Raw genomic sequence first — 18,936 nt, 5'->3', positions numbered from 1 at the left:
TGCTTGAGGGGTTGTGGTTCTACTATCCCTTGTTGCGACGCACTCGAATGTAGACCTGGAAACCGTTGCCCGGCTCAGCGTCGGGGCGCCCCAGGTCCCCTCGGCCGTGCTCGCCGATGGACGCGCAGTATCAGGCGCCGTCGTCCTGGCCACCTGCAACCGCTTCGAAATCTACAGCGAAGCCCCCTCCGAAGCTGACATCGAAGCTGCCCGTTCGGCCATTGTCTCCACCATCAGTGACTACTCCGGCATTCCCGCCGCCTCGGTGTCCTCCTCCTTCGTCACCAACACCGGCGAAGCGGTAGCGGAGCACCTCTTCGCCGTCAGCGCGGGCCTGGACTCCGCCGTCGTGGGTGAGCGGGAGATTGCCGGCCAGGTTCGTCGGGCCCTGATCGACGCCCAGGCAACCGGAGCTGCCAGTCCCGGCCTGGTCCGTCTGTTCCAGACCGCTTCGCGCACCGCGAAGGATGTCGGCGCACAGACCGTTCTCGGCAGCCAGGGCCGCTCGATCGTCTCGGTTGCCCTCGAGCTTGCGGGGGACGTGTCCGGGGACGCGGACTGGACCACCAAGTCAGTGGTCCTCTTCGGAACCGGCGCCTACGCCGGCGCCACCATGGCGCTGCTGAAGGAGAAGAAGTGCAGCCGAGTCTCGGTCTTCTCCTCCTCCGGCCGCGCGCAAACCTTCGTCTCGACGCGGGGAGGCACCGCGCTCACGGCGGAGGAGCTGCCTGCCGCCCTTCGTCAGGCCGACGTCGTCATCGGCTGCAGCGGAAGTGACGCGAGGATCGAAGCGGCTGACCTCGAACGGGTTCGGCAAGGTTCAGCACAGCCGCTCGTCATCATCGACCTCGCCCTGAGCCATGACTTCGATCCCGCGGTGGCGAACCTGGACGACGTCGAACTCATCACCCTCGAGTCGGTCCGGCTCGCCGCGCCCGAGGAGCAGGCTGATGCCCTCCAGCAGGCGGGACGCCTGGTGAAGGACGCCGCACGCAGTTTCGAGGAGCAGCAGAACAGCCGTGCCATGAACTCCGCCATCGTCGCCCTCCGGAAGCACACCCAGGAAGCGCTGGACTCGGAGATGGAACGCGTACGTGCGCAGCACGGCTGCAGCGCAGCGGCCGAAGAGGTGGAATTCGCTCTCCGTCGCATGGTGCGGCAGTTGCTCCACGTTCCCACTGTCCGCGCACGTGAGCTTGCAGCCGAGGGCCGCCAGGACGATTACCTGGCTGCGCTGGAGGCACTGTACGGGATCGACGTAGCACCTTCGGCCAGCACGACGGCGCGGGCCGCCGGAGCAGGCGCCGACAACGCCGCCACCGCATCGGACGCTCCCGAACGGAACGCCGCCCGCTGCCCCGTCCACGAGCTGCCTGCCGTGGAGTCGGCGTAAGCACCGGCCCACCGCTCATCCCAGCCGGCTCAATACACGGGCTTGTGCGGTTCGATCCGACGAACCCACTCCAGGATGCCGCCCTCCACCGAGAACGCCTGCTCGTAGCCCTGCTCTGTTAGGTATCGGACCACATCGGCTGACCGGCTGCCGGCCTTGCAGTGCACATACACCGGGCGGTCGTCCGCCGGAAGATACTCGCCTCCGAGGATGCGATCCTTGGGGACCAGCTCCGCACCATCGATCCTCACCACGTCGTGCTCACCCGGCTCCCGCACGTCGAGCAGGTCGAAGTCTGCTTCCCCGGCTGCGCGCTGCCTGAGCAGCCCGGAGAGTTCGGCCACCGTGACGGTCGGGACCGCCTCTGCTGTTCCGCCTGCAGCGGGCAGCCCGCAGAAGGCTTCATAGTCCACCAGTTCGGTGATGGGCAGCGCCTCCGAGTCCCTCCGCACCCGAACCTCGCGCCAGGTCATCTCGAGTGCGTTGAACACCAGCACCCGGCCCAGCAGCGTCCGCCCGATCCCCGTGATGAGCTTGATGGCCTCGTTGGCCATCACCGACCCGATCTGCGCGCACAGCACGCCCAGCACCCCTCCTTCGGCGCACGAGGGTACCGACCCGGGAGGCGGGGCTTCCGGGTACAGGTCGCGGTAGCCCGGCCCATACTTCTCCCAGAACACGCTCACCTGGCCGTCGAAGCGCAGGATCGACCCCCAGACGTAGGGCATGCCGAGGATGGCGGCGGCGTCGTTGACGAGGTAGCGGGTAGCGAAATTGTCGGTGCCATCCACCACGAGGTCATAGTCGGCGAAGATGTCCAGCGCGTTGTCCGCGTTAAGGCGGACCGGAAAAAGGTGCACCTGCACGAGCGGATTGACCTCCGCGATGCTCTGCCGCGCAGATGCCGCCTTCTCCTCACCGAGGTTGCCGACCCCATGGATCACCTGGCGCTGCAGGTTCGACACCTCGACGACGTCGTCGTCGACGATCCCTAGTGTCCCCACTCCGGCTGCCGCCAGGTACAGCAGCACCGGCGAGCCGAGTCCGCCCGCCCCGATCACGAGCACCCGGGCGTTCTTGAGGCGCTTCTGGGCCGTCATCCCGAATTCGGGAATGATGAGGTGGCGGGAATAGCGGAGCGCCTCCTCGCGGCTGAGCTCACCAGCCGGCTCGGCCAGCGGGGGCAGCGCGGGGGTTCGCTCGGAAGGGCTGAAAACGCTCATGCCCCAATCTATTCCTCCGGACAACTTTCGGCCCACCCGGACGTGGCTGTCGCTGCCTGATGGGTAAACTGGGGCGGACAACTACTGCGAGCAAAGGGTGCGGCACGTGGGCGCAGAAGCAGCACCGGGAGGCAAGGCACTCCGGCTCCCCAGGGACGAACGCCGGCGCCAGTTGCTGAACGCAGCACACGAGGTGTTCGTGGTGCATGGCTATCACGGAGCGGCCATGGACGACATCGCCGAGGCAGCCAAGGTCAGCAAACCCGTTCTGTACCAGCATTTTCCCGGCAAACGCGAACTCTACCTGGCACTTCTTGAAAGCCACCTCGCGGCACTGACTGCCCTGCTCGTCGACGCGATGCGCTCCACCGAGGACAACAAACTGCGTGTGCACGCGACGATGCGCGCCTACTTCCAGTTCATCGCGCAGGACAGCCAGGCGCACCGCCTCGTCTTCGAATCGGATGTCAGCAACGACCCCGACGTCAGCGGCAGGCTCGAGGAGTTCAACGCCCATTTCGCCAACTCGATTGCCGGAATCATCGCCGAAGATACCCAGCTGTCCCTGGTCGAGGCCACTCTGCTCGGGCGGGGCCTCGCAGGGATGGCGCAGGTCAGCGCTCGCTACTGGCTCGAGACGGACGGCAGCCTCGACATCGACTCCGCCAGCGAACTTATCTACCGTTTAGCTTGGCGCGGAATTAGTCGTTTCCCCAAAGAAATCTAGAGTAGGTTTCCAAGAGGTTCATAGGTTCACTACACAGGAGGCACCCGCCGTGGAAGTAAAAATCGGTATCCAGAACGTCAACCGGGAGATCGTTCTGGAATCCTCGGAAACGGCGGAGGCACTCGCCGAGGTCGTGTCGAAGGCCATTACGGGGGGCGCCGAACTACGGCTCACAGACAGCAAGGGACGGCAGGTCATCGTGCCGGCGTCGGTCCTCGGCTACGTGGAAATCGGTGCCGAGGAACAGCGCCGGGTCGGTTTCGGGGCTCTCTAGGTCCAGCGGGCGGGATGGGAGCGCCGGCACTTTCGCCTATGCGGTGAGGCCGAGCGCCCCCATCCGCCGTGAGTGGTTGCGTGTGAGCTGCGAGAACAACGCCGTCGTATGCTCCGCGTGGTCCGACGCGTCGGCGAACAGCAGGCCTCCAAGGAACTCCCGTTCGATGCCGATGCGCTGTGCCTGGGTCAGGGCCTCCCCCACGAGCCGCCTCCCCCACAGTGCCAGGCGCGAGGCCAGCCGGGGGTCGTCCGCGAGTGCTTCCTTCAGCCGCCGGTACAGCAGGGGAGACCCTTCCCCGGACTCGATACTGCCGATCAGGGACCGCGTGTCCGGGTCCAGCCGGTCGGCCAGCGCCCGATAGAAGTCGCCCGAGATGGCATCGATCACATAGGCCTTCATCAGCGATTCGTACCAGTCCCCCGGGCGGGTGCGCTCATGGAACGAATCCACGGACGCCTGGAACGGCGCCATCGCTTCCTCGACGTCGACGCCCAACCCGGAAAGATGGCTGCTGACCATTTCGAAGTGTTCGAATTCGAGGACCGCGAGCCGCCCGAGCCCTGCCCGGTCCGCCAGGCTCGGCGAGAACCGCGCGTCGGAGGAAAGCCGCTCGAACCCGGACAGCTCGCCGTAGGCGATGACACCGAACAGGTCCACGATGAAGCGCAGATACCGTGGATCGCTGTGGCCCGGGGAAACCGGGAGCGGGTCGCTTCCGCCGACCTCGGGGGCTTCTCCTGCGGAATCCAACTCCCGGTGCAGATGCTCGTTCCTCGGCGGGACGCTGTCAGGTAGGCGGTTTTCCATTCTGCTAAGAGTACGCAATGCAGGGCGGTCGGCAACTTGCGCTGCGGCGCCCTGCGGTCCTATACCCAGTCCTTGGGCATGCACCGCAGGTAGGGGCTTTTCCAGGATCATCCGGAGGAGGGCCGCGTGTACTACGGTGAGCTTGTGCCGTCGAAGCAGCTGGATGCCAGGAACCGGGAGTCACAGGATCTGCTCGCAGCGGCCCTGCATGCGCTCCGGCAGGAACTTGATCTCGTCGAAACCTTCTCGGCGGCTGTCCTCACCGAAGCCGAGCAGTCGATCTCAGCGCATGTTCCTCCGCAGGAGAACCTCACACATCTCGACTTCCTCACGATCGACCCGCCGGATTCCACGGATCTCGACCAGGCCATCTGCCTGGAGCGCTCTGGATCCGGGTACCGCGTATGGTACGCAATCGCCGATGTTCCCGGCTTCGTCGAGCCGGGTGGCGCAGTGGACTCCGAAGCACGTCGCAGGGGCCAGACCATCTACGCTCCCGACGGCCGGGTGTCCCTCTATCCCGAGTCCATTTCCGACGCCGCCGCGAGCCTCCTCCCGGGCGTCGAACGCCCGGCATACGTCTGGGAATTCGCTCTCACGCCCGACGCTTCGGTGAGCGTGGTCACCGTGCGGCGCGCCAGGATACGCAGCAGGATCCAGCTCACCTACCAGCAGGTCGAGGAAATCCTCGATGAGACACAGCCACCCGACCTTCCCTGGCTGAACGGAAGCCTTCGCCTGCTGCGCGAGGTGGGGGCCAAACGCGTCCAGCAGGAGGTGCTGCGCGGAGGATCGAGTCTCGACCTGCCGCGCCAGGAGATTTTCCATGACGGCAGGCAGTACCTCATCCAGACCGAGCCGTCGCTCCCCTCCGAGGACTGGAATGCCCAGATCTCGCTGATGACCGGCATGGCCGCCGGCCGGATGATGATCGATGGAGGAATCGGCATCCTGCGGACCATGCCGGGTCCCGATGAGGGCGCGCTCGCCAAATTCCGCCGCCAGGCAGAGGTGTTGGGGACACCGTGGCCGGATGACCTTTCCTACGGTGCCTTCCTTCGGACGCTCGACACCGCGTCGCCCCGCCAGCTCGCCCTGATGCACGCGGCCGCGTTCCTGTTCCGCGGTGCGGGATACACGGCGTTCGACGGCGAGGTTCCCGACGACGTCGAGCAGTCCGCCATCGCCGCGCCGTATGCCCACACAACGGCGCCGCTGCGCAGGCTGGTCGACCGCTTCGTCCTGGTCATCTGCGAGGCGCTCTGTGCCGGCGAGGCAGTACCGCAGTGGGTTCGGGATGCATTGCCCACGCTGAACGGCTTGATGAACGCATCGAACCAGCTAGCGTCCCGGATGGAGTCCGGCGCCCTGGAGGCGGTTCAGGCCGCCCTGTTGAGCAGCCGCGTGGGTGAAGAATTCGAGGCTGTCGTCCTTCAGGGTTCCTCCCGGAGCAACGGCTCCGAACCCCCGCAGCGTCCGTCGGGAACAGTGCAGCTCTTCGATCCGCCGGTCGAAGCCCAGTGCGACGGCGAACTTGTCGTTGGCTCAACCGTGAGGGTCACGCTCGTGGAGGCCGACATCGAACACCGCAGGGTGCGCTTCGAGGTACCTCACACCGTCGATTCCGCCTCCCGCCACTCCAGTCCGGCGAATGCCGGAACCCCGGGCGCAGCGGGGTAGACTTGAGTGGTAGTAATGGATGCCCGGTCGTTATCGACAGTCCCGATGACCCGCAGTACTTACTCGATCCCGAGTTTTCCGCGCTGAACTCCTAGGTTCCAGCCTCCGCAGTTGCAAGCCCGCGATCGGCTTCCACTGGACGCTTTGCGCCTCCGATGTGCTCCGAGCCGGATTTCTCCCCGGCCACCCGTTGAGCCTCGGCGGCAGCCTTGCCTAACTGAACGGTACTTAATTGAACACTGAGAATACGACTGCAGACCTGCACCACCTGAAGGCGGACAACAGCGACGACGCCATCGACGTCGAGACGACCCTCGTCACCACCGAGGAGCCCCACGCCGAGGTTCCCGAGACGTTCGCCGACTTCAAGGTTCGGCCCGACATCGTCGAGTCCCTGGCCGACGCCGGGATCATCCACCCTTTCCCTATCCAGGCCATGACGCTGTCGATCGCCCTCGGCGGTCACGACATCATCGGCCAGGCGAAGACCGGCACCGGCAAGACCCTTGGGTTCGGCATCCCCGCCATCCAGCGTGTGGTCGGCCCCGACGACTCGGGGTATGACAAGCTGCCCGTACCCGGCGCCCCCCAGGCCCTCGTGATCGTCCCGACCCGCGAGCTCGCCGTCCAGGTGGCCGGCGACCTCACGACGGCGGCCAAGAAGCGCAACGCGCGGATCGTCACCATCTACGGCGGCCGGGCCTACGAGCCGCAGATCGAAGCCCTGCAGCGCGGCGTCGAGATCGTGGTCGGCACGCCCGGTCGCCTCATCGACCTGTACCGCCAGAAGCTCCTCGTGCTCAAGAACGTCAAGATCGTGGTCCTCGACGAGGCTGACGAGATGCTGGACCTCGGGTTCCTCCCTGACGTCGAGACCCTGATCGCAGCGACACCTCCGGTTCGCCAGACGCTGCTGTTCTCCGCCACCATGCCCGGTCCGGTCATTGCCATGGCGCGGCGCTACATGACGCAGCCCACGCACATCCGGGCAGCGGATCCCGAGGACGAGGGCATCACCAAGAAAGACATCCGCCAGGTGATCTACCGCGCCCACAACCTCGACAAAGCGGAGGTCGTCGCGCGGATCCTGCAGTCGAGGAACCGCGGCCGCACCATCATCTTCTGCAAGACCAAGCGCACCGCCGCGAAGCTGTCCGAGGAGCTGATCGACCGGGGTTTCGCGGCTGGAGCAATTCACGGCGACCTCGGCCAGGGCGCCCGCGAGCAGGCGCTGCGTGCCTTCCGCGGCGACAAGATCGACGTCCTCGTAGCGACGGAGGTCGCCGCGCGCGGCATCGACGTCGAGGACATCACCCACGTCATCAACTATCAGTGCCCCGAGGACGAAAAAGCCTACCTGCACCGTGTGGGCCGCACCGGGCGCGCCGGCAAGAAGGGTACTGCCGTCACGTTCGTGGACTGGGACGACGTACCGCGTTGGGGCCTCATCAACAAGGCCCTCGGCCTCGATTCCCCCGAGCCGGTGGAGACGTACTCCTCGTCGCCCCACCTGTTCACGGAACTCGACATCCCCGAAGGCACCAAGGGCCGCCTCCCCCGCAACGCCCGTAAACTCGCGGGGATCGGCGCGGAAACCCTTGAGGACCTCGGCGAGACAGGCAAGAAGGGCCGCAGCGGGTCGGACGACGCCGGACGGGGCCGCAATGCCGGTGGACGGAGCCAGGCCGGCCCCTCGGGCGGAGGGCGGAGCAGCCGTGGCGGCCGGTCTGACAGGCCAGCCGCAGGCAGCACCGGCCCGGACACCGGAACGCGTGAGAGCTCCAGCCAGTCCGACAGCGCCCCCAGCCGCCGTCGCCGTCCGGCCACTGACTCGTCCGCTGACGCCGGAGCCGGGACCCCGGCTTCGGACCGCCCGCGCCGGAGCCGCACGCGACGCCGGAACGGCGAGGTCATTGCGAAGCCTGCCGGTGGCTCCGAGGACTAGGATTCCGTGAGTTTTCCTGCCTGGACCCCGAGTGGCGCCAATCTCGTGGTCCACGCGGAGAACGCCCAGTACCTGGCCACCCTGCCGGATGAATCGTTCACCATGATCTATGTGGACCCGCCCTTCAACACGGGGCGGGTCCAACGCCGGCAGCAGACCACCATGGTGCGCAGCGCCGTCGGAGCAGGTGATCGTGTCGGCTTCAAGGGGATGAGCTACTCGACGGTCAAGGGCATGCTGGCCAGCTACGACGACGCCTTCGAGGACTACTGGGATTTCCTGGCCCCCCGGCTCACCGAGGCATGGCGTCTCCTCACCGACGACGGCACCCTGTACCTGCACCTCGACTACCGCGAGGTGCACTACGCCAAGGTGATGCTCGACGCCCTGTTCGGCCGCGAATGCTTCCTCAACGAGATCATCTGGGCGTACGACTACGGCGCCCGATCCAAGCGGAAGTGGCCCGCCAAGCACGACAACATCCTCGTGTATGTCAAGAATCCCTCGCGCTACTACTTCAACAGCGCGGAGGTGGACCGTGAGCCGTATATGGCGCCGGGACTTGTCACTCCCGAGAAGGTTGCACTAGGGAAACTGCCTACCGACGTCTGGTGGCACACCATCGTGTCACCGACCGGGAAGGAAAAAACCGGCTATCCCACGCAGAAGCCGGAGGGCCTGCTCCGGCGGGCCGTCGCCGCCAGCAGCCGCGAGGGCGACTGGGTCCTCGACTTCTTCGCCGGATCCGGAACGCTGGGAGCGGTGGCCGGGAAACTTGGGCGAAGGTTCGTGTGCGTGGACGAGAACCCTCAGGCAATCGACGTCATGTCGAAGCGCCTTGCCCCCTTCTGCGACGTGCGAGTGTGAGCCCGGACGCCACCGCCCGGAAGCGTCGTCCGGCTGGAAGAACGAATCGTCACTGACACCGGTCAGGCCTCCAACGCGGGGCTCCGGAATCGAGGATGCCCGAATCTTGGCGATCCCTGGACCGCCGTCGAACGCGATCGCCTCGACCTGCGCCGTGAGTCTGCCCGCGGCGACCACCTCCGGATCAGGATAGGGCGCCTCGGACCGGGGTTCCCGTCGCCGACTGCAGAATGCGCTCCAGAGTCTCCTGCGAGGTCACGTTCTCCCCCAGGAGGTTCGGTTTACCGCTTCCGTGGTAATCGCTGGATCCCGTGACGAGGAGGTCGTGCTCGTGTGCCAGCCGGCGGAGTTCCTCCCGCGCCTGCTCGGGATTGTCGCGGTGGTCGACCTCCAACCCCAGGAGACCGGCGTCGATCATCTCGTTGATGACCGCACCCCCGACCACGCGTCCACGGTTGAATGCCGAAGGGTGCGCGAACACAGGCACTCCACCGGCCTCGCGGATCAGCGCGACGGCGGCTGCCGGATGCGGCGCGTAATGGCTCACCCAATAGGGAGAACGGGCCGTGAGGATCCGTTCGAAAGCCTCGCTGCGCGTTCCGACGATTCCCAGAGCTACCAGTGCATCGGCGATGTGCGGCCGACCGACAGTTGCACCCTCGGTGACGAACTGCTGAACCAGGGGCCAGGAGATGGGGAAGTCGTCCGACATCAACTCCACCATGCGCTGCGCGCGCGACAACCTCGCGCTCCGCGACTTCTCGATCTCCTCGAGCAGCCCCGGGTGGGCCGGATCATGGAGGTAGGACAGGACATGAACGCTGATGCCCGCATCGGTTCGGCACGAAACCTCCATGCCGGGGATGAAGACCACTCCGAGCCGGGTCGCGGCGTGTTCCGCCCTCTCCCAGCCCGCCGTCGAATCGTGGTCAGTGAGCGCAACGGCGTCGAGCCCCGCGGCCGCAGCGGACTCGACGAGCACCTCCGGGGTCTCTGTGCCGTCGGATACGTTCGAGTGCGCGTGCATGTCGATTCTCACTCCACCAAATCTACGCCCCGCGCCGTCCGCCCAGATTCTCACCTCGAGCTGATGTTTGGCTGTCCGGAATGCCGGTGAGACGATAAACACGTGAGTACTGATGATCTGATCTCCGCGTCCCTTCCCGAATCCGGGATTTCTCCGGCCACCATCGGTGGCCAGCCCCTGTCCGACCGCAATGAGAACCGGTCCCAGCGTCCGGATTCCGATGCTTTCAAGGCCTTCATGGCCAGCAACTGGGCCCCCGAGGATGCCGGGTTGCCGGCGAAGGCTGAAGTTGCTTCCTTCGCCGCGCAACGGCGCAGGGTTGTGTCCGAACGGTTCCCCGGCGAGCGCCTGGTCATCCCGGCCGGTCCGTTCAAGGTCCGCTCGAACGACACCGACTACCGCTTCCGGCCCCACTCCGGCTTCGCGCACCTGACGGGTCTCGGGCTCGACCATGAGCCCGACGCCGTCCTGGTCCTGGAGCCCGTGGAGAAGGGAACCGGCGACGACGGCGGGAACCACACCGCCACGCTCTACTTCCGTGAACTCGCCGGCAGGGACAGCGCCGAGTTCTACGCGAACGCGCGCTATGGCGAGTTCTGGATCGGGTCCCGCCTTTCCAGGGCGCAACTGAATGCCCTGCTGGACCTCGAGACGGCGGATCTCGCTGAACTGGAAGTAGCGATCACCAAGGATGCCGGCGTGCGCGAGATCGGTGGGATGGGTATCCGGCTGCTGCGGGAAGTCGACCTGAACGCCGATGCACTCGTCGATACATCCCGGATGAACACCGGGGTCGACCTCGAGAAGGCCGATGCCCTTGACGCCGTCCTTGCGGAGGTCCTCTCGGAACTTCGCCTCCTGAAGGATTCATGGGAAGTCAAACAGCTCGAGGCCGCTGTAGCGGCCACGGTCAACGGCTTCCATGAGGTGGTACGCCAGCTTCCCCGGGCAATCTCCCACCCGCGCGGGGAGCGCGTGGTCGAGGGAGCGTTCTTCACGCGTGCACGTGAGGAGGGAAACGACCTCGGCTACGACACCATTGCGGCTTCCGGCAGCAATGCGACGGTGCTCCACTGGATCCGCAACAACGGCACGGTCTCAGCCGGCGACCTCCTGCTCCTCGATGCCGGCGTCGAGGCCGACAGCCTCTACACCGCCGACATCACACGAACCCTTCCGGTGAACGGGGCCTTCACCCCGATCCAGCGGCGCATCTATGAAGCCGTCCTCGACGCCGCCGACGCCGGCTTCGCCGCAGCCCAGCCGGGCCGGAAGTTCCGGGACGTCCACCTTGCAGCCGTCACCGTGCTCGCCGAGCGCCTCGGGGAATGGGGACTTCTTCCCGCACCGCTCGACGAGGTGCTTTCGCCCGAGGGCCAGCACCACCGCCGCTGGATGCCGCACGGCACGAGTCATCACCTCGGAATGGACGTCCACGACTGCGCGCAGGCCCGCCGAGATCTCTACCTCGACGGCATTCTGACCGAGGGCATGGTCTTCACCATCGAACCGGGCCTCTACTTCAAGGAAGAGGACCTCGCCGTTCCCGAAGAGTACCGGGGCATCGGGGTGCGGATCGAGGATGACATCCTGATGACCGCGGACGGCCCGGTGAACCTGAGCGCCGCGCTGCCCCGCGCGGCGGACGACGTCGAAACCTGGATGGCCGGGATCTACAGCACCACCGGCCAATAGGTACGCATCACCCTTGACAGCGAAAGACCCGGACCCCTTGGAAGGGGTCCGGGTCTTTCGCTGATTCGGGTACACCCCGTTCGAGAGGAAAGTGGTCTCCTACCGGGGATGCGGTGGCGTCCCGGAGTCCGGAACCTGCGTCGAGCCGTTGCCGTGCGCGGGGCTCTCGCTCTGGTCAGGCACGACGTCCACGGGAGTGTCGAGCCGTTCGCCGTACTGCGGGCGTCCGTCCGGGAGGTCGGGGAACTGGCCCCGCCGTGGCCCCTCGTAGCCGGGAACAGCGGTCTCGCCGTTTCCGGGCGCCGTTTGCGGGGCCTCACCCGCCGGAGCATCCTGAACACTCGTCGGGGCGCCCTGGCTTCCCTGACCAACGGAGGGATCGTTCCAGGCCTGCGGTCGCGCCGGCGGTCCCTGTGGCCCGCCGTTCGATGCACCACCCGGCTGGCCCCACCCTGCTGAAGGGGAACCCGGGTGCTGACTCTGCCCGTTCATGGGCAGCTGCTGGAGCTGACGTCGGGCATCGGCGGAAACCTCCGGGTCGACGATGACGTCATAGCTGGTGGCGATCACCTGGCTGGTCGAGGTGAAGTCCCTCTTCCCCCGCTGGAATGCGTAGGTGATGACACCGAAGAGCAGCCAGAACACCGCACCGAGTGCCATCGACGAAACGACGGTGCTGACCGCCTCACTTCCGCCGAAAAGGGTGAGGATGAGGCCGACGAAGAAACCGAACCAGGCACCGGTGGCTGCGCTGGCCAGGGCAACCCTCGGGTAACTGAGCCGACCTGTCACCCGCTCCACCGTCTTCAGGTCGTTGCCGATGATCGAAACCTTCTCGACGGGGAACTTGTTGTCGGCCAGGTAGTCGACCGCCTTCTGTGCCTCGAGGTAGGCGGTGTACCGCCCCACCGCCTCGCCTTTGGGGAGGGTTCGGCTTTCATCGCGGGAGGCCGTGCGGCCCAGTTGTGTCGGCATAGTGCCATTGTTCCCCAGATCAGCGAGGGCGGGGTGGTGTATCGCTGGCAGTGAAACGTAATACCCGCGGGTTCGGTTACAGGGCGGGCCACGAATGCGTCGATAGCCGAGTTGCCGAAGTAGCCTAGGCAGGTGAGTACCAATCCAACACGCGTCTTCGTCGCGCGCCTTCTGGGCCTCGATGTGTTCGACCCTTTGGGCGACCGCCTGGGGCGGCTGCGCGACGTCGTCGTGCTCGACCGCGGGCCGGCCCGCGTCCCCCAGGTGGTGGGCCTCGTGGTGGAGGTGCCAGGCAAGAAGCGGATCTTCGTCCCCATGACCCGCGTCACTTCCATGGACCCATCGCAGATCATCTGCACCGGCCTCGTGAACCTCCGCCGGTTCGATCAGCGCGGCGCGGAGACGCTCGTCGTCGCGGAACTGTTCGACCGGCGCGTCACCCTCCGCGACGGCAGCGGCAGCGCGACCATCGAAGATATCGCCATGGAGAAGAACCGGGCCGGCGACTGGCACGTTTCGCAGCTGTTCATCCGGCGCGGAGGACAGAGCTCCGCGCTGCGCGGACTGCGGCGCGGGGGCGAGCGCCTCATCATCGACTGGCTGGACGCCTTTCACGGCGCGGTGGATGAGCCGCAGGGCGCCACCCAGTTCGTGGCGCAGCATGAGGACCTCAAGGCAGCCGACTTCGCCGAAGCCCTCCACGAGATGAATGACAAACGCCGCATCGAGGTGGCCCTCGAACTGCAGGACGACCGCCTGGCTGACGTGCTGCAGGAACTGCCCGACGACGACCAGGTCCAGATCCTCTCCTCCCTCTCGCGGGAGCGTGCTGCCGATGTCCTTGAAGAAATGGACCCGGATGACGCCGCGGACCTCCTCAATGAGCTGCCCGAGGATCAGAAGGAGGAGCTCCTGCAGCTGATGGAGCCCGACGACGCCGAGGACGTCCGCCGCCTGCTCGAGTACGAGGAGGATACCGCCGGCTCACTGATGACGACGGTTCCCGTCATCCTTCCCCCCGAGGCGACCGTTGCCGAAGCGCTGGCGCATGTCCGGCGGGAGGAGCTGACACCGGCCCTTGCGTCGTCGATCTTCGTCTGCCGCCCACCGCTCGAGACCCCCACGGGGAAGTACCTGGGCGTGGTCCATATCCAGCAGCTGCTCAGGTATCCTCCTCCCGAGCCCCTGGGAAATATCATCGACACGGACCTCGAGGCCGTGGGTGACCAGGCGAACGTGAGCGAGGTGTCCCGGATCCTCGCCACCTACAACCTGAACTCGCTGCCGGTCGTGAATACCGAGGGCCGCCTGGTGGGTGCGGTCACCGTGGACGACGTCCTTGACCACCTGCTCCCGGACGACTGGCGGGCACAGGACGACACACATGGACTGAAGCGAGGTGACCGCCGTGGTTGAGAAGATCAGGTCGAATTCAAGTGGACTCGATACGCCGCGTGAGGCGCGCAATCGCATCCTCCCGCGCCTGCGGCCGAATCCGGACCGCTTCGGCAGCGGCACGGAGAATATCGCCCGTTTCATGGGTACCCCGCAGTTCCTCTTCTACATGACGGTTTTCGTCGTGGTCTGGCTGACGTGGAACACCATCGCTCCGGACAACCTGCGGTTCGACAGCGCGGCGCTCGGCTTCACCGCGCTGACCCTCATGCTGTCCCTGCAGGCCTCCTATGCTGCTCCCCTGCTGCTGCTCGCGCAGAACCGGCAGGACGACCGCGACCGCGTCTCCATGCGGGAGGATCGCCATCGCGCCGAGCGGAACCTCTCCGACACCGAGTACCTGACACGCGAGATCGCCGAGCTGCGCATCGCCATTCGTGAGGTGGCCACCCGCGACTACGTGCGCTCCGAACTGCGCTCGGTCCTCGAAGAGCTCCTCGAGGCTTCGGACGGACAGGACCCGGCCCTGCAGAAGAAGACCCGCAAGAAAGCACCTGAGAACACGGCTTCCCTGCCACGGGCCCAGCAGGGCGGAAGGACCACCGGTCCGTGATCCCTGAGGAGAGGGTTCGCGCCGCCTTGGCCGCCGTCATCGACCCCGAGCTTCGGCGGCCGATCACCGAGCTGGGCATGGTGGAATCCATCGTCGTCGGGGCGAACGGTGTGGTCCAGGTCGGCGTCCTCCTCACCATCCAGGGGTGCCCCCTGCGGGAGACCATCACCGCCGACGTCGAGCATGCAGTGGGAGCGCTCGACGGCGTCGGCGTGGTGGAGGTGCAGCTTGGCGTCATGAACGAGCAGCAGCGGAACGCGCTGAAGGACCTGCTGCGCGGTGGTGCAGGGCAGCGCGGCAACCCCTTCACCGCGGAAGGTTCCCTCACCCGGATCTACGCGGTCGCCAGTGGCAAGGGTGGCGTCGGCAAGTCGAGTGTCACAGTGAACCTGGCGACAGCAATGGCAGCCGAGGGGCTGCGGGTGGGCATAGTGGACGCCGATGTGTACGGCTTCTCGGTGCCCGCCCTGATGGGCATCACCCAGGCTCCCACGCGCGTTGACGAGATGATCCTCCCTCCCGTCGCCTTCGGCGTGAAGGTTATCTCGATCGGAATGTTCGTCAAGACGAATCAGCCCGTCGCGTGGCGGGGCCCGATGCTGCACCGTGCCCTCGAGCAGTTCCTGACGGACGTGTATTTCGGCGATCTTGACGCACTGTTCCTCGACCTTCCGCCCGGCACCGGGGATATCGCGATCTCCGTGGCCCAACTCCTCCCTGATTCCGAACTCCTGGTGGTCACCACTCCGCAGAGCGCAGCCGCCGACGTCGCCGAGCGGGCGGGCGCCATGGCGGTGCAGACGGGCCAGCGGGTGGTAGGCGTTGTCGAGAACATGTCCTGGCTGGAGCTCCCCGACGGGGAACGGCTCGAGCTGTTCGGCGCGGGCGGTGGTCAGATACTGGCCGAGCGCCTGACGCACACCCTCGGCACCTCCATCCCTCTCCTGGGAAGCGTTCCGGTGGACGTCGCATTGCGGCAGGGCGGCGACGCGGGAACTCCCCTGGTCCTCAGCGATTCCACGTCCGCAGCTGCTGAGGAACTTCGCTCGATCGCGCGCGGACTCGCCCGGCGACCACGCGGGCTCGATGGGAAGAAACTGCCCGTTTCGGTGCGGTAGCACCGAAACTTCAGGGAAACCTCCGGTCGGACGTTGCACACCATCACCAGGAGCACGGTCCGGCCCAAGGATTCCCGAAGGTGTCTGTAGAACTCTTGACCGTAGACGCAAAGGTTGCGGCTCGAACTCGACGATACGCCCACTGGGGGAATCGAAATTGTCTCAACTACTGCGTGTGACGGAACCCGATACCCACCAGGCGGAGGACCCGGTATTGCTGGTGCTCGTCGCGCGATACCGGGAGCTGGACCTCGAATCCGCAGCTCGACTCTCCGTCGTTGCCTCCCGGATAGCTCCGCATCTCACCGCAAACAGTCCTGCCGTTGCAGGATCGGTGGTCCTGTCCACGTGCAACCGCTTCGAGATCTACTGTGAGATCGGACCCACCTGGGATGTCGACGCTGTCCGCGCCGCCGCACTCGAAGCTGTCAGCCACTGCTCCGGCGTGCCCCTCCTCCAACTGACCACACTCTTCGAGCACATCGATGGACCGTCCGTCGCGGAACATCTCTTCTCCGTCGGGACCGGCCTCGAGTCGATCGTCACGGGTGAGCGGGAGATCGCAGGTCAGGTTCGCCGCGCTCTTTCCGAAGCGCAGCGGGCGGGCACTGCCAGCGGACGCCTGATCCGCCTCTTCGAGGGTGCCTCCCGCACTGCCAAGGAGGTGGGAATGCGCACGACGCTCAGCGCTGCCGGTAGGTCGATTGCCGCTGTAGCCCTCGATCTCGCCACCGCTGGAGGCAATTCATCGTCCCTATCGGGCGCATCAGTCATTCTCTTCGGCACGGGAGCCTACGCCGGGTGCGTCCTGGACATCCTCAAGAGCAGGGGATGTTCGAATGTCCTGGTTTTCTCCCGGTCGGGCCGGGCACAGGCGTTCGCCACGGCCCGGCAGGGAACCGTGGCGGCCCTGGAAGACCTGCCGGCAGCTGCCGCCGGGGCGGACCTCCTGATCGGCTGCAGCGGCGCTGGAGCCCGTGTCAGTGCATCGGAGATCATGCCTGCCGAACGGAAAGGGCACCATCCCCTCACCGTCATTGATCTCGTGCCCAGCCGTGATTTCGACTCCTCCGTCGAGGAACTACCCGGCATCGAACTCATCACCCTGGAGTCGGTGCGTCGCGCTGCCCCAAAAGCGGACGCGGAGACACTGTGCCTCGCCCAGACCCTTGTCCGGCGGGCAGCGCACCGTTTCGCGGAGCAGGAAAGAATCCGCGTCGTCGACGCCGCCATCGTCGCGCTGCGCCAGCACATCCACGAGATTCTCGACACCGAAATGGAGCGGGTCACCCAACAGCACGGCTGTACGGCCTCAACCGAGGAAGTGAATGCCGCGCTGCGAAGGATGATCCGGCAGCTGCTCCATGTCCCGACCGTCCGCGCCCGGCAACTGGCGACGGCGGGGCGCCAGGACGAATACACCGCGGCCCTTGAAACCCTGTTCGGAATCCGCCTTCTTCCTGGCAGCGATGGGGAGAGCGGCCACGAGCCCCACCCCGAACTGGAACCGGTCGTCCCACGGGCGTGCGGGCCGGTACGGGGAGCTTGCAGCCGCGCCGGTACGAGTGCATCCGGCGTATGCCCGAGGCTGTGCACGGTTCCGGCTCCTGGCGCGAACAGCATGGCCTGAGTAGCAGGAACTTCCTCGACCTGGAGCACCCAGCGGGCAAGCGGGCCAGCACTGAAAGAATCGATGATTCGCTTGCAGTTCGCTGCGTGGCCCGTAGCCCAGAAGGTCGTGCCGCTAGGTCGCCTCGACGTCGTAGGGCGCCCGCTGCCCCACGGCGAGCCGCGCGGAGACCGCGCCTGCAGAGGTCAGCGAGAGGGCAGCAGCGCCGGTCCGGGGGGAAGGTGCTCCGGCAACCGGAGCCCCACTGCTCACCGGCTTGAAGACATCCTCGACGTCCTCGAGAAGGGCTTCCTTGATGATGCGCCGCGGATCATACTGGCGCGGATCGAGCTTCCGCCAATCCACTTCATCAAGTTCCGGGCCTACCTCCTCGCGGAGCTGCTCCCGCGCGCCGGAGGCCATGCGGCGGAGCCCCTTGACGAGCCGGGCGAGCTGGGAGGCATACTCCGGAAGGCGCTCGGGTCCAAGGATGAAAACCGCAAGGATCGCCAGGACAACAAACTCGATACCGTTGATTCCCACCACGGGGACAGCCTACCTTTCACCCCAAGCGCCCGGCTATTTCCGGCGAAAGCCAGGACCGCCTCCGCGGTTCCTACTGCGCTTGACCAGGGTCGGCCAGAACGCTCAATCCACGGAGGATTCGAGTCATCGTTGAATTGTCAGGGCCGTGGGGCGGGGGCGCCAACTGTGCATGCTCCGTTGCAACGAGTTGATTCAGAGTCTGCGGCATCGCCGCTGCCGCCATGGTCGAGACCACCGTGTAGGTCACGGACGGTGAATCGAGCACCACCTGCCACGGCTCCCCCGGATGGACCCACATATCCCGCTCGGTTCCACCGATGTGCTCGAACCCGTCCACCGTCACCGGATTGCCGGTCACCGCGTTGACCGGCGGCGTGTCCGGATCCCCTGCAGAATCCATGCGGCGTTGTTCATAGACGGTGATCAGGTCCGTGCCGTTGCTCAACACCAGCTCCAGCGTAGGGCGCCCACCCACGGTTCTTCCCTCGGCACTCCTGAGCGCGAATCCCATCGCTTCAAGTTCGGGGCAGTACCACCCGTTCTCCCTCAGTCGATCCAGCTGCACGGCGCCAAGGACAGCGGGTGTTTCCGGCGCGACCGATTCCCAACCGGTTCGGAGGGCACTCGCCGCATCCGCTCCCGCCACGGGCACCCCGCCGCCCTCCACCCCCACCACATAGGCACCCGCGAGTATTGCTGCGGACGCAGCCGCGAGGCCGCCGACTGCCACCAATGGGGTCCGGCGGGCCGAGGGCACTGTCCTCCGCGCCCCGCGGGGCAGTTCGGTGGCCGACGCACCCGCGGCCGATGACCCGCTGGAGGAACTGCTTGTCCTGTCGAATATGCGGCCGGAAAGATCCACGGGAAGCTCCGGGGCATCGGTGCGGGCAAGAAGAACACGGAGCCGTCGGTGCTCGTCGATCAGCCGGGCACAGTGGGAGCAGCGAAGAAGGTGTTCAGCAACAGCGGCCCGCTTCCTCGGCTCGAGCTCCTCATCAGCAAAGTCCTGCAGGAATCGCTTGGGGTGACGCATCGCGGC

General features: G+C 66.3%; 17 protein-coding genes. 11 read left to right on the top strand and 6 right to left on the bottom strand.

Annotated elements, in window-relative coordinates:
• Positions 1 to 13 precede the first annotated feature (13 nt).
• On the top strand, positions 14 to 1,393 hold the full coding sequence (locus IWX75_RS04825) for a glutamyl-tRNA reductase (RefSeq protein ID WP_196821107.1): 1,380 nt from the start codon (positions 14 to 16) through the stop codon (positions 1,391 to 1,393).
• A gap of 29 nt (positions 1,394 to 1,422) precedes the next feature.
• On the opposite strand, the gene moeB is transcribed toward IWX75_RS04825, so the two are convergent.
• A complete protein-coding gene (moeB, locus tag IWX75_RS04820) occupies positions 1,423 to 2,616 on the bottom strand; it encodes a molybdopterin-synthase adenylyltransferase MoeB (protein WP_196821106.1) in 1,194 nt (397 codons plus the stop codon).
• A 106-nt stretch (positions 2,617 to 2,722) separates the two neighbouring features.
• Between moeB and IWX75_RS04815 the strand changes: the two genes are divergently transcribed.
• Positions 2,723 to 3,343 carry a TetR/AcrR family transcriptional regulator gene (locus tag IWX75_RS04815; RefSeq protein ID WP_334684109.1) on the top strand — a complete coding sequence of 207 codons (621 nt, stop codon included), beginning with the start codon at positions 2,723 to 2,725 and terminating at the stop codon, positions 3,341 to 3,343.
• A gap of 49 nt (positions 3,344 to 3,392) precedes the next feature.
• Positions 3,393 to 3,617: a DUF3107 domain-containing protein gene (locus IWX75_RS04810; protein WP_196821105.1), complete on the top strand. Its 225-nt coding sequence runs from the start codon at positions 3,393 to 3,395 to the stop codon at positions 3,615 to 3,617.
• 36 nt (positions 3,618 to 3,653) lie between these two features.
• Here IWX75_RS04810 and IWX75_RS04805 read toward each other — a convergent pair whose 3' ends face one another.
• The gene (locus tag IWX75_RS04805) at positions 3,654 to 4,427 is read right to left on the bottom strand and encodes a ferritin-like fold-containing protein (protein ID WP_196821104.1); all 774 of its coding nucleotides are present in this window, start codon (positions 4,425 to 4,427) and stop codon (positions 3,654 to 3,656) included.
• Positions 4,428 to 4,553: 126 nt separating this feature from the next.
• On the opposite strand from IWX75_RS04805, the gene IWX75_RS04800 reads away from it, so the two are divergent.
• The 3 genes from IWX75_RS04800 to IWX75_RS04790 all read left to right on the top strand — a co-directional run bounded on the left by IWX75_RS04800 (position 4,554) and on the right by IWX75_RS04790 (position 8,919).
• Positions 4,554 to 6,107, top strand: a complete 1,554-nt coding sequence (locus tag IWX75_RS04800; RefSeq protein WP_334684108.1) for an RNB domain-containing ribonuclease — start codon at positions 4,554 to 4,556, stop codon at positions 6,105 to 6,107.
• Between the two features lie 232 nt (positions 6,108 to 6,339).
• Positions 6,340 to 8,052 carry a DEAD/DEAH box helicase gene (locus tag IWX75_RS04795; RefSeq protein WP_196821103.1) on the top strand — a complete coding sequence of 571 codons (1,713 nt, stop codon included), beginning with the start codon at positions 6,340 to 6,342 and terminating at the stop codon, positions 8,050 to 8,052.
• 6 nt (positions 8,053 to 8,058) lie between these two features.
• Complete coding sequence (locus IWX75_RS04790) at positions 8,059 to 8,919, top strand: DNA-methyltransferase (RefSeq protein ID WP_196821102.1); 861 nt, start codon at positions 8,059 to 8,061, stop codon at positions 8,917 to 8,919.
• A gap of 184 nt (positions 8,920 to 9,103) precedes the next feature.
• Here IWX75_RS04790 and IWX75_RS04785 read toward each other — a convergent pair whose 3' ends face one another.
• Positions 9,104 to 9,958 carry a PHP domain-containing protein gene (locus IWX75_RS04785; protein ID WP_334684107.1) on the bottom strand — a complete coding sequence of 285 codons (855 nt, stop codon included), beginning with the start codon at positions 9,956 to 9,958 and terminating at the stop codon, positions 9,104 to 9,106.
• A 135-nt stretch (positions 9,959 to 10,093) separates the two neighbouring features.
• Here IWX75_RS04785 and IWX75_RS04780 point away from each other — a divergent pair, with 135 nt between their 5' ends.
• Positions 10,094 to 11,641 (top strand): aminopeptidase P family protein, encoded by a 1,548-nt coding sequence (locus IWX75_RS04780; RefSeq protein ID WP_334684147.1) that lies wholly within the window; start codon positions 10,094 to 10,096, stop codon positions 11,639 to 11,641.
• A 99-nt stretch (positions 11,642 to 11,740) separates the two neighbouring features.
• On the opposite strand, the gene IWX75_RS04775 is transcribed toward IWX75_RS04780, so the two are convergent.
• Positions 11,741 to 12,616 (bottom strand): general stress protein, encoded by an 876-nt coding sequence (locus IWX75_RS04775; protein ID WP_196821100.1) that lies wholly within the window; start codon positions 12,614 to 12,616, stop codon positions 11,741 to 11,743.
• A 132-nt stretch (positions 12,617 to 12,748) separates the two neighbouring features.
• Here IWX75_RS04775 and IWX75_RS04770 point away from each other — a divergent pair, with 132 nt between their 5' ends.
• The 4 genes from IWX75_RS04770 (at position 12,749) to IWX75_RS04755 (ending at position 17,372) form a co-directional block, all read left to right on the top strand.
• Positions 12,749 to 14,032 (top strand): magnesium transporter MgtE N-terminal domain-containing protein, encoded by a 1,284-nt coding sequence (locus IWX75_RS04770; RefSeq protein WP_196821099.1) that lies wholly within the window; start codon positions 12,749 to 12,751, stop codon positions 14,030 to 14,032.
• Positions 14,025 to 14,624, top strand: coding sequence for a DUF1003 domain-containing protein (locus tag IWX75_RS04765; protein WP_196821098.1), 600 nt, complete (start codon positions 14,025 to 14,027; stop codon positions 14,622 to 14,624). The genes IWX75_RS04770 and IWX75_RS04765 overlap by 8 nt, the downstream gene beginning before the upstream one ends.
• Positions 14,621 to 15,742: an Mrp/NBP35 family ATP-binding protein gene (locus IWX75_RS04760; protein ID WP_334684106.1), complete on the top strand. Its 1,122-nt coding sequence runs from the start codon at positions 14,621 to 14,623 to the stop codon at positions 15,740 to 15,742. The genes IWX75_RS04765 and IWX75_RS04760 overlap by 4 nt, the downstream gene beginning before the upstream one ends.
• Before the next feature lie 157 nt (positions 15,743 to 15,899).
• Entirely contained in the window at positions 15,900 to 17,372 is a 1,473-nt protein-coding gene (locus tag IWX75_RS04755; protein WP_196821097.1) for a glutamyl-tRNA reductase, read from the top strand.
• A 114-nt stretch (positions 17,373 to 17,486) separates the two neighbouring features.
• Here IWX75_RS04755 and IWX75_RS04750 read toward each other — a convergent pair whose 3' ends face one another.
• Complete coding sequence (locus tag IWX75_RS04750; protein WP_196821096.1) at positions 17,487 to 17,897, bottom strand: Sec-independent protein translocase TatB; 411 nt, start codon at positions 17,895 to 17,897, stop codon at positions 17,487 to 17,489.
• A 70-nt stretch (positions 17,898 to 17,967) separates the two neighbouring features.
• Entirely contained in the window at positions 17,968 to 18,930 is a 963-nt protein-coding gene (locus IWX75_RS04745; RefSeq protein ID WP_196821095.1) for an anti-sigma factor family protein, read from the bottom strand.
• Positions 18,931 to 18,936: the final 6 nt, after the last annotated feature.

Origin of the sequence: Arthrobacter sp. CAN_A6 (genome assembly GCF_015751715.1) — a bacterium.
Taxonomy (GTDB): domain Bacteria; phylum Actinomycetota; class Actinomycetes; order Actinomycetales; family Micrococcaceae; genus Arthrobacter_D.
This window is presented reverse-complemented; position numbering and strand designations above follow the sequence as displayed.

Coding starts and splice junctions, on each gene's coding strand:
- moeB (WP_196821106.1), bottom strand. CDS start 2,616: ATGAGCGTTTTCAGCCCTTCCGAGCGAACCCCCGCGCTGCCCCCGCTG.
- IWX75_RS04805 (WP_196821104.1), bottom strand. CDS start 4,427: ATGGAAAACCGCCTACCTGACAGCGTCCCGCCGAGGAACGAGCATCTG.
- IWX75_RS04775 (WP_196821100.1), bottom strand. CDS start 12,616: ATGCCGACACAACTGGGCCGCACGGCCTCCCGCGATGAAAGCCGAACC.
- IWX75_RS04745 (WP_196821095.1), bottom strand. CDS start 18,930: ATGCGTCACCCCAAGCGATTCCTGCAGGACTTTGCTGATGAGGAGCTC.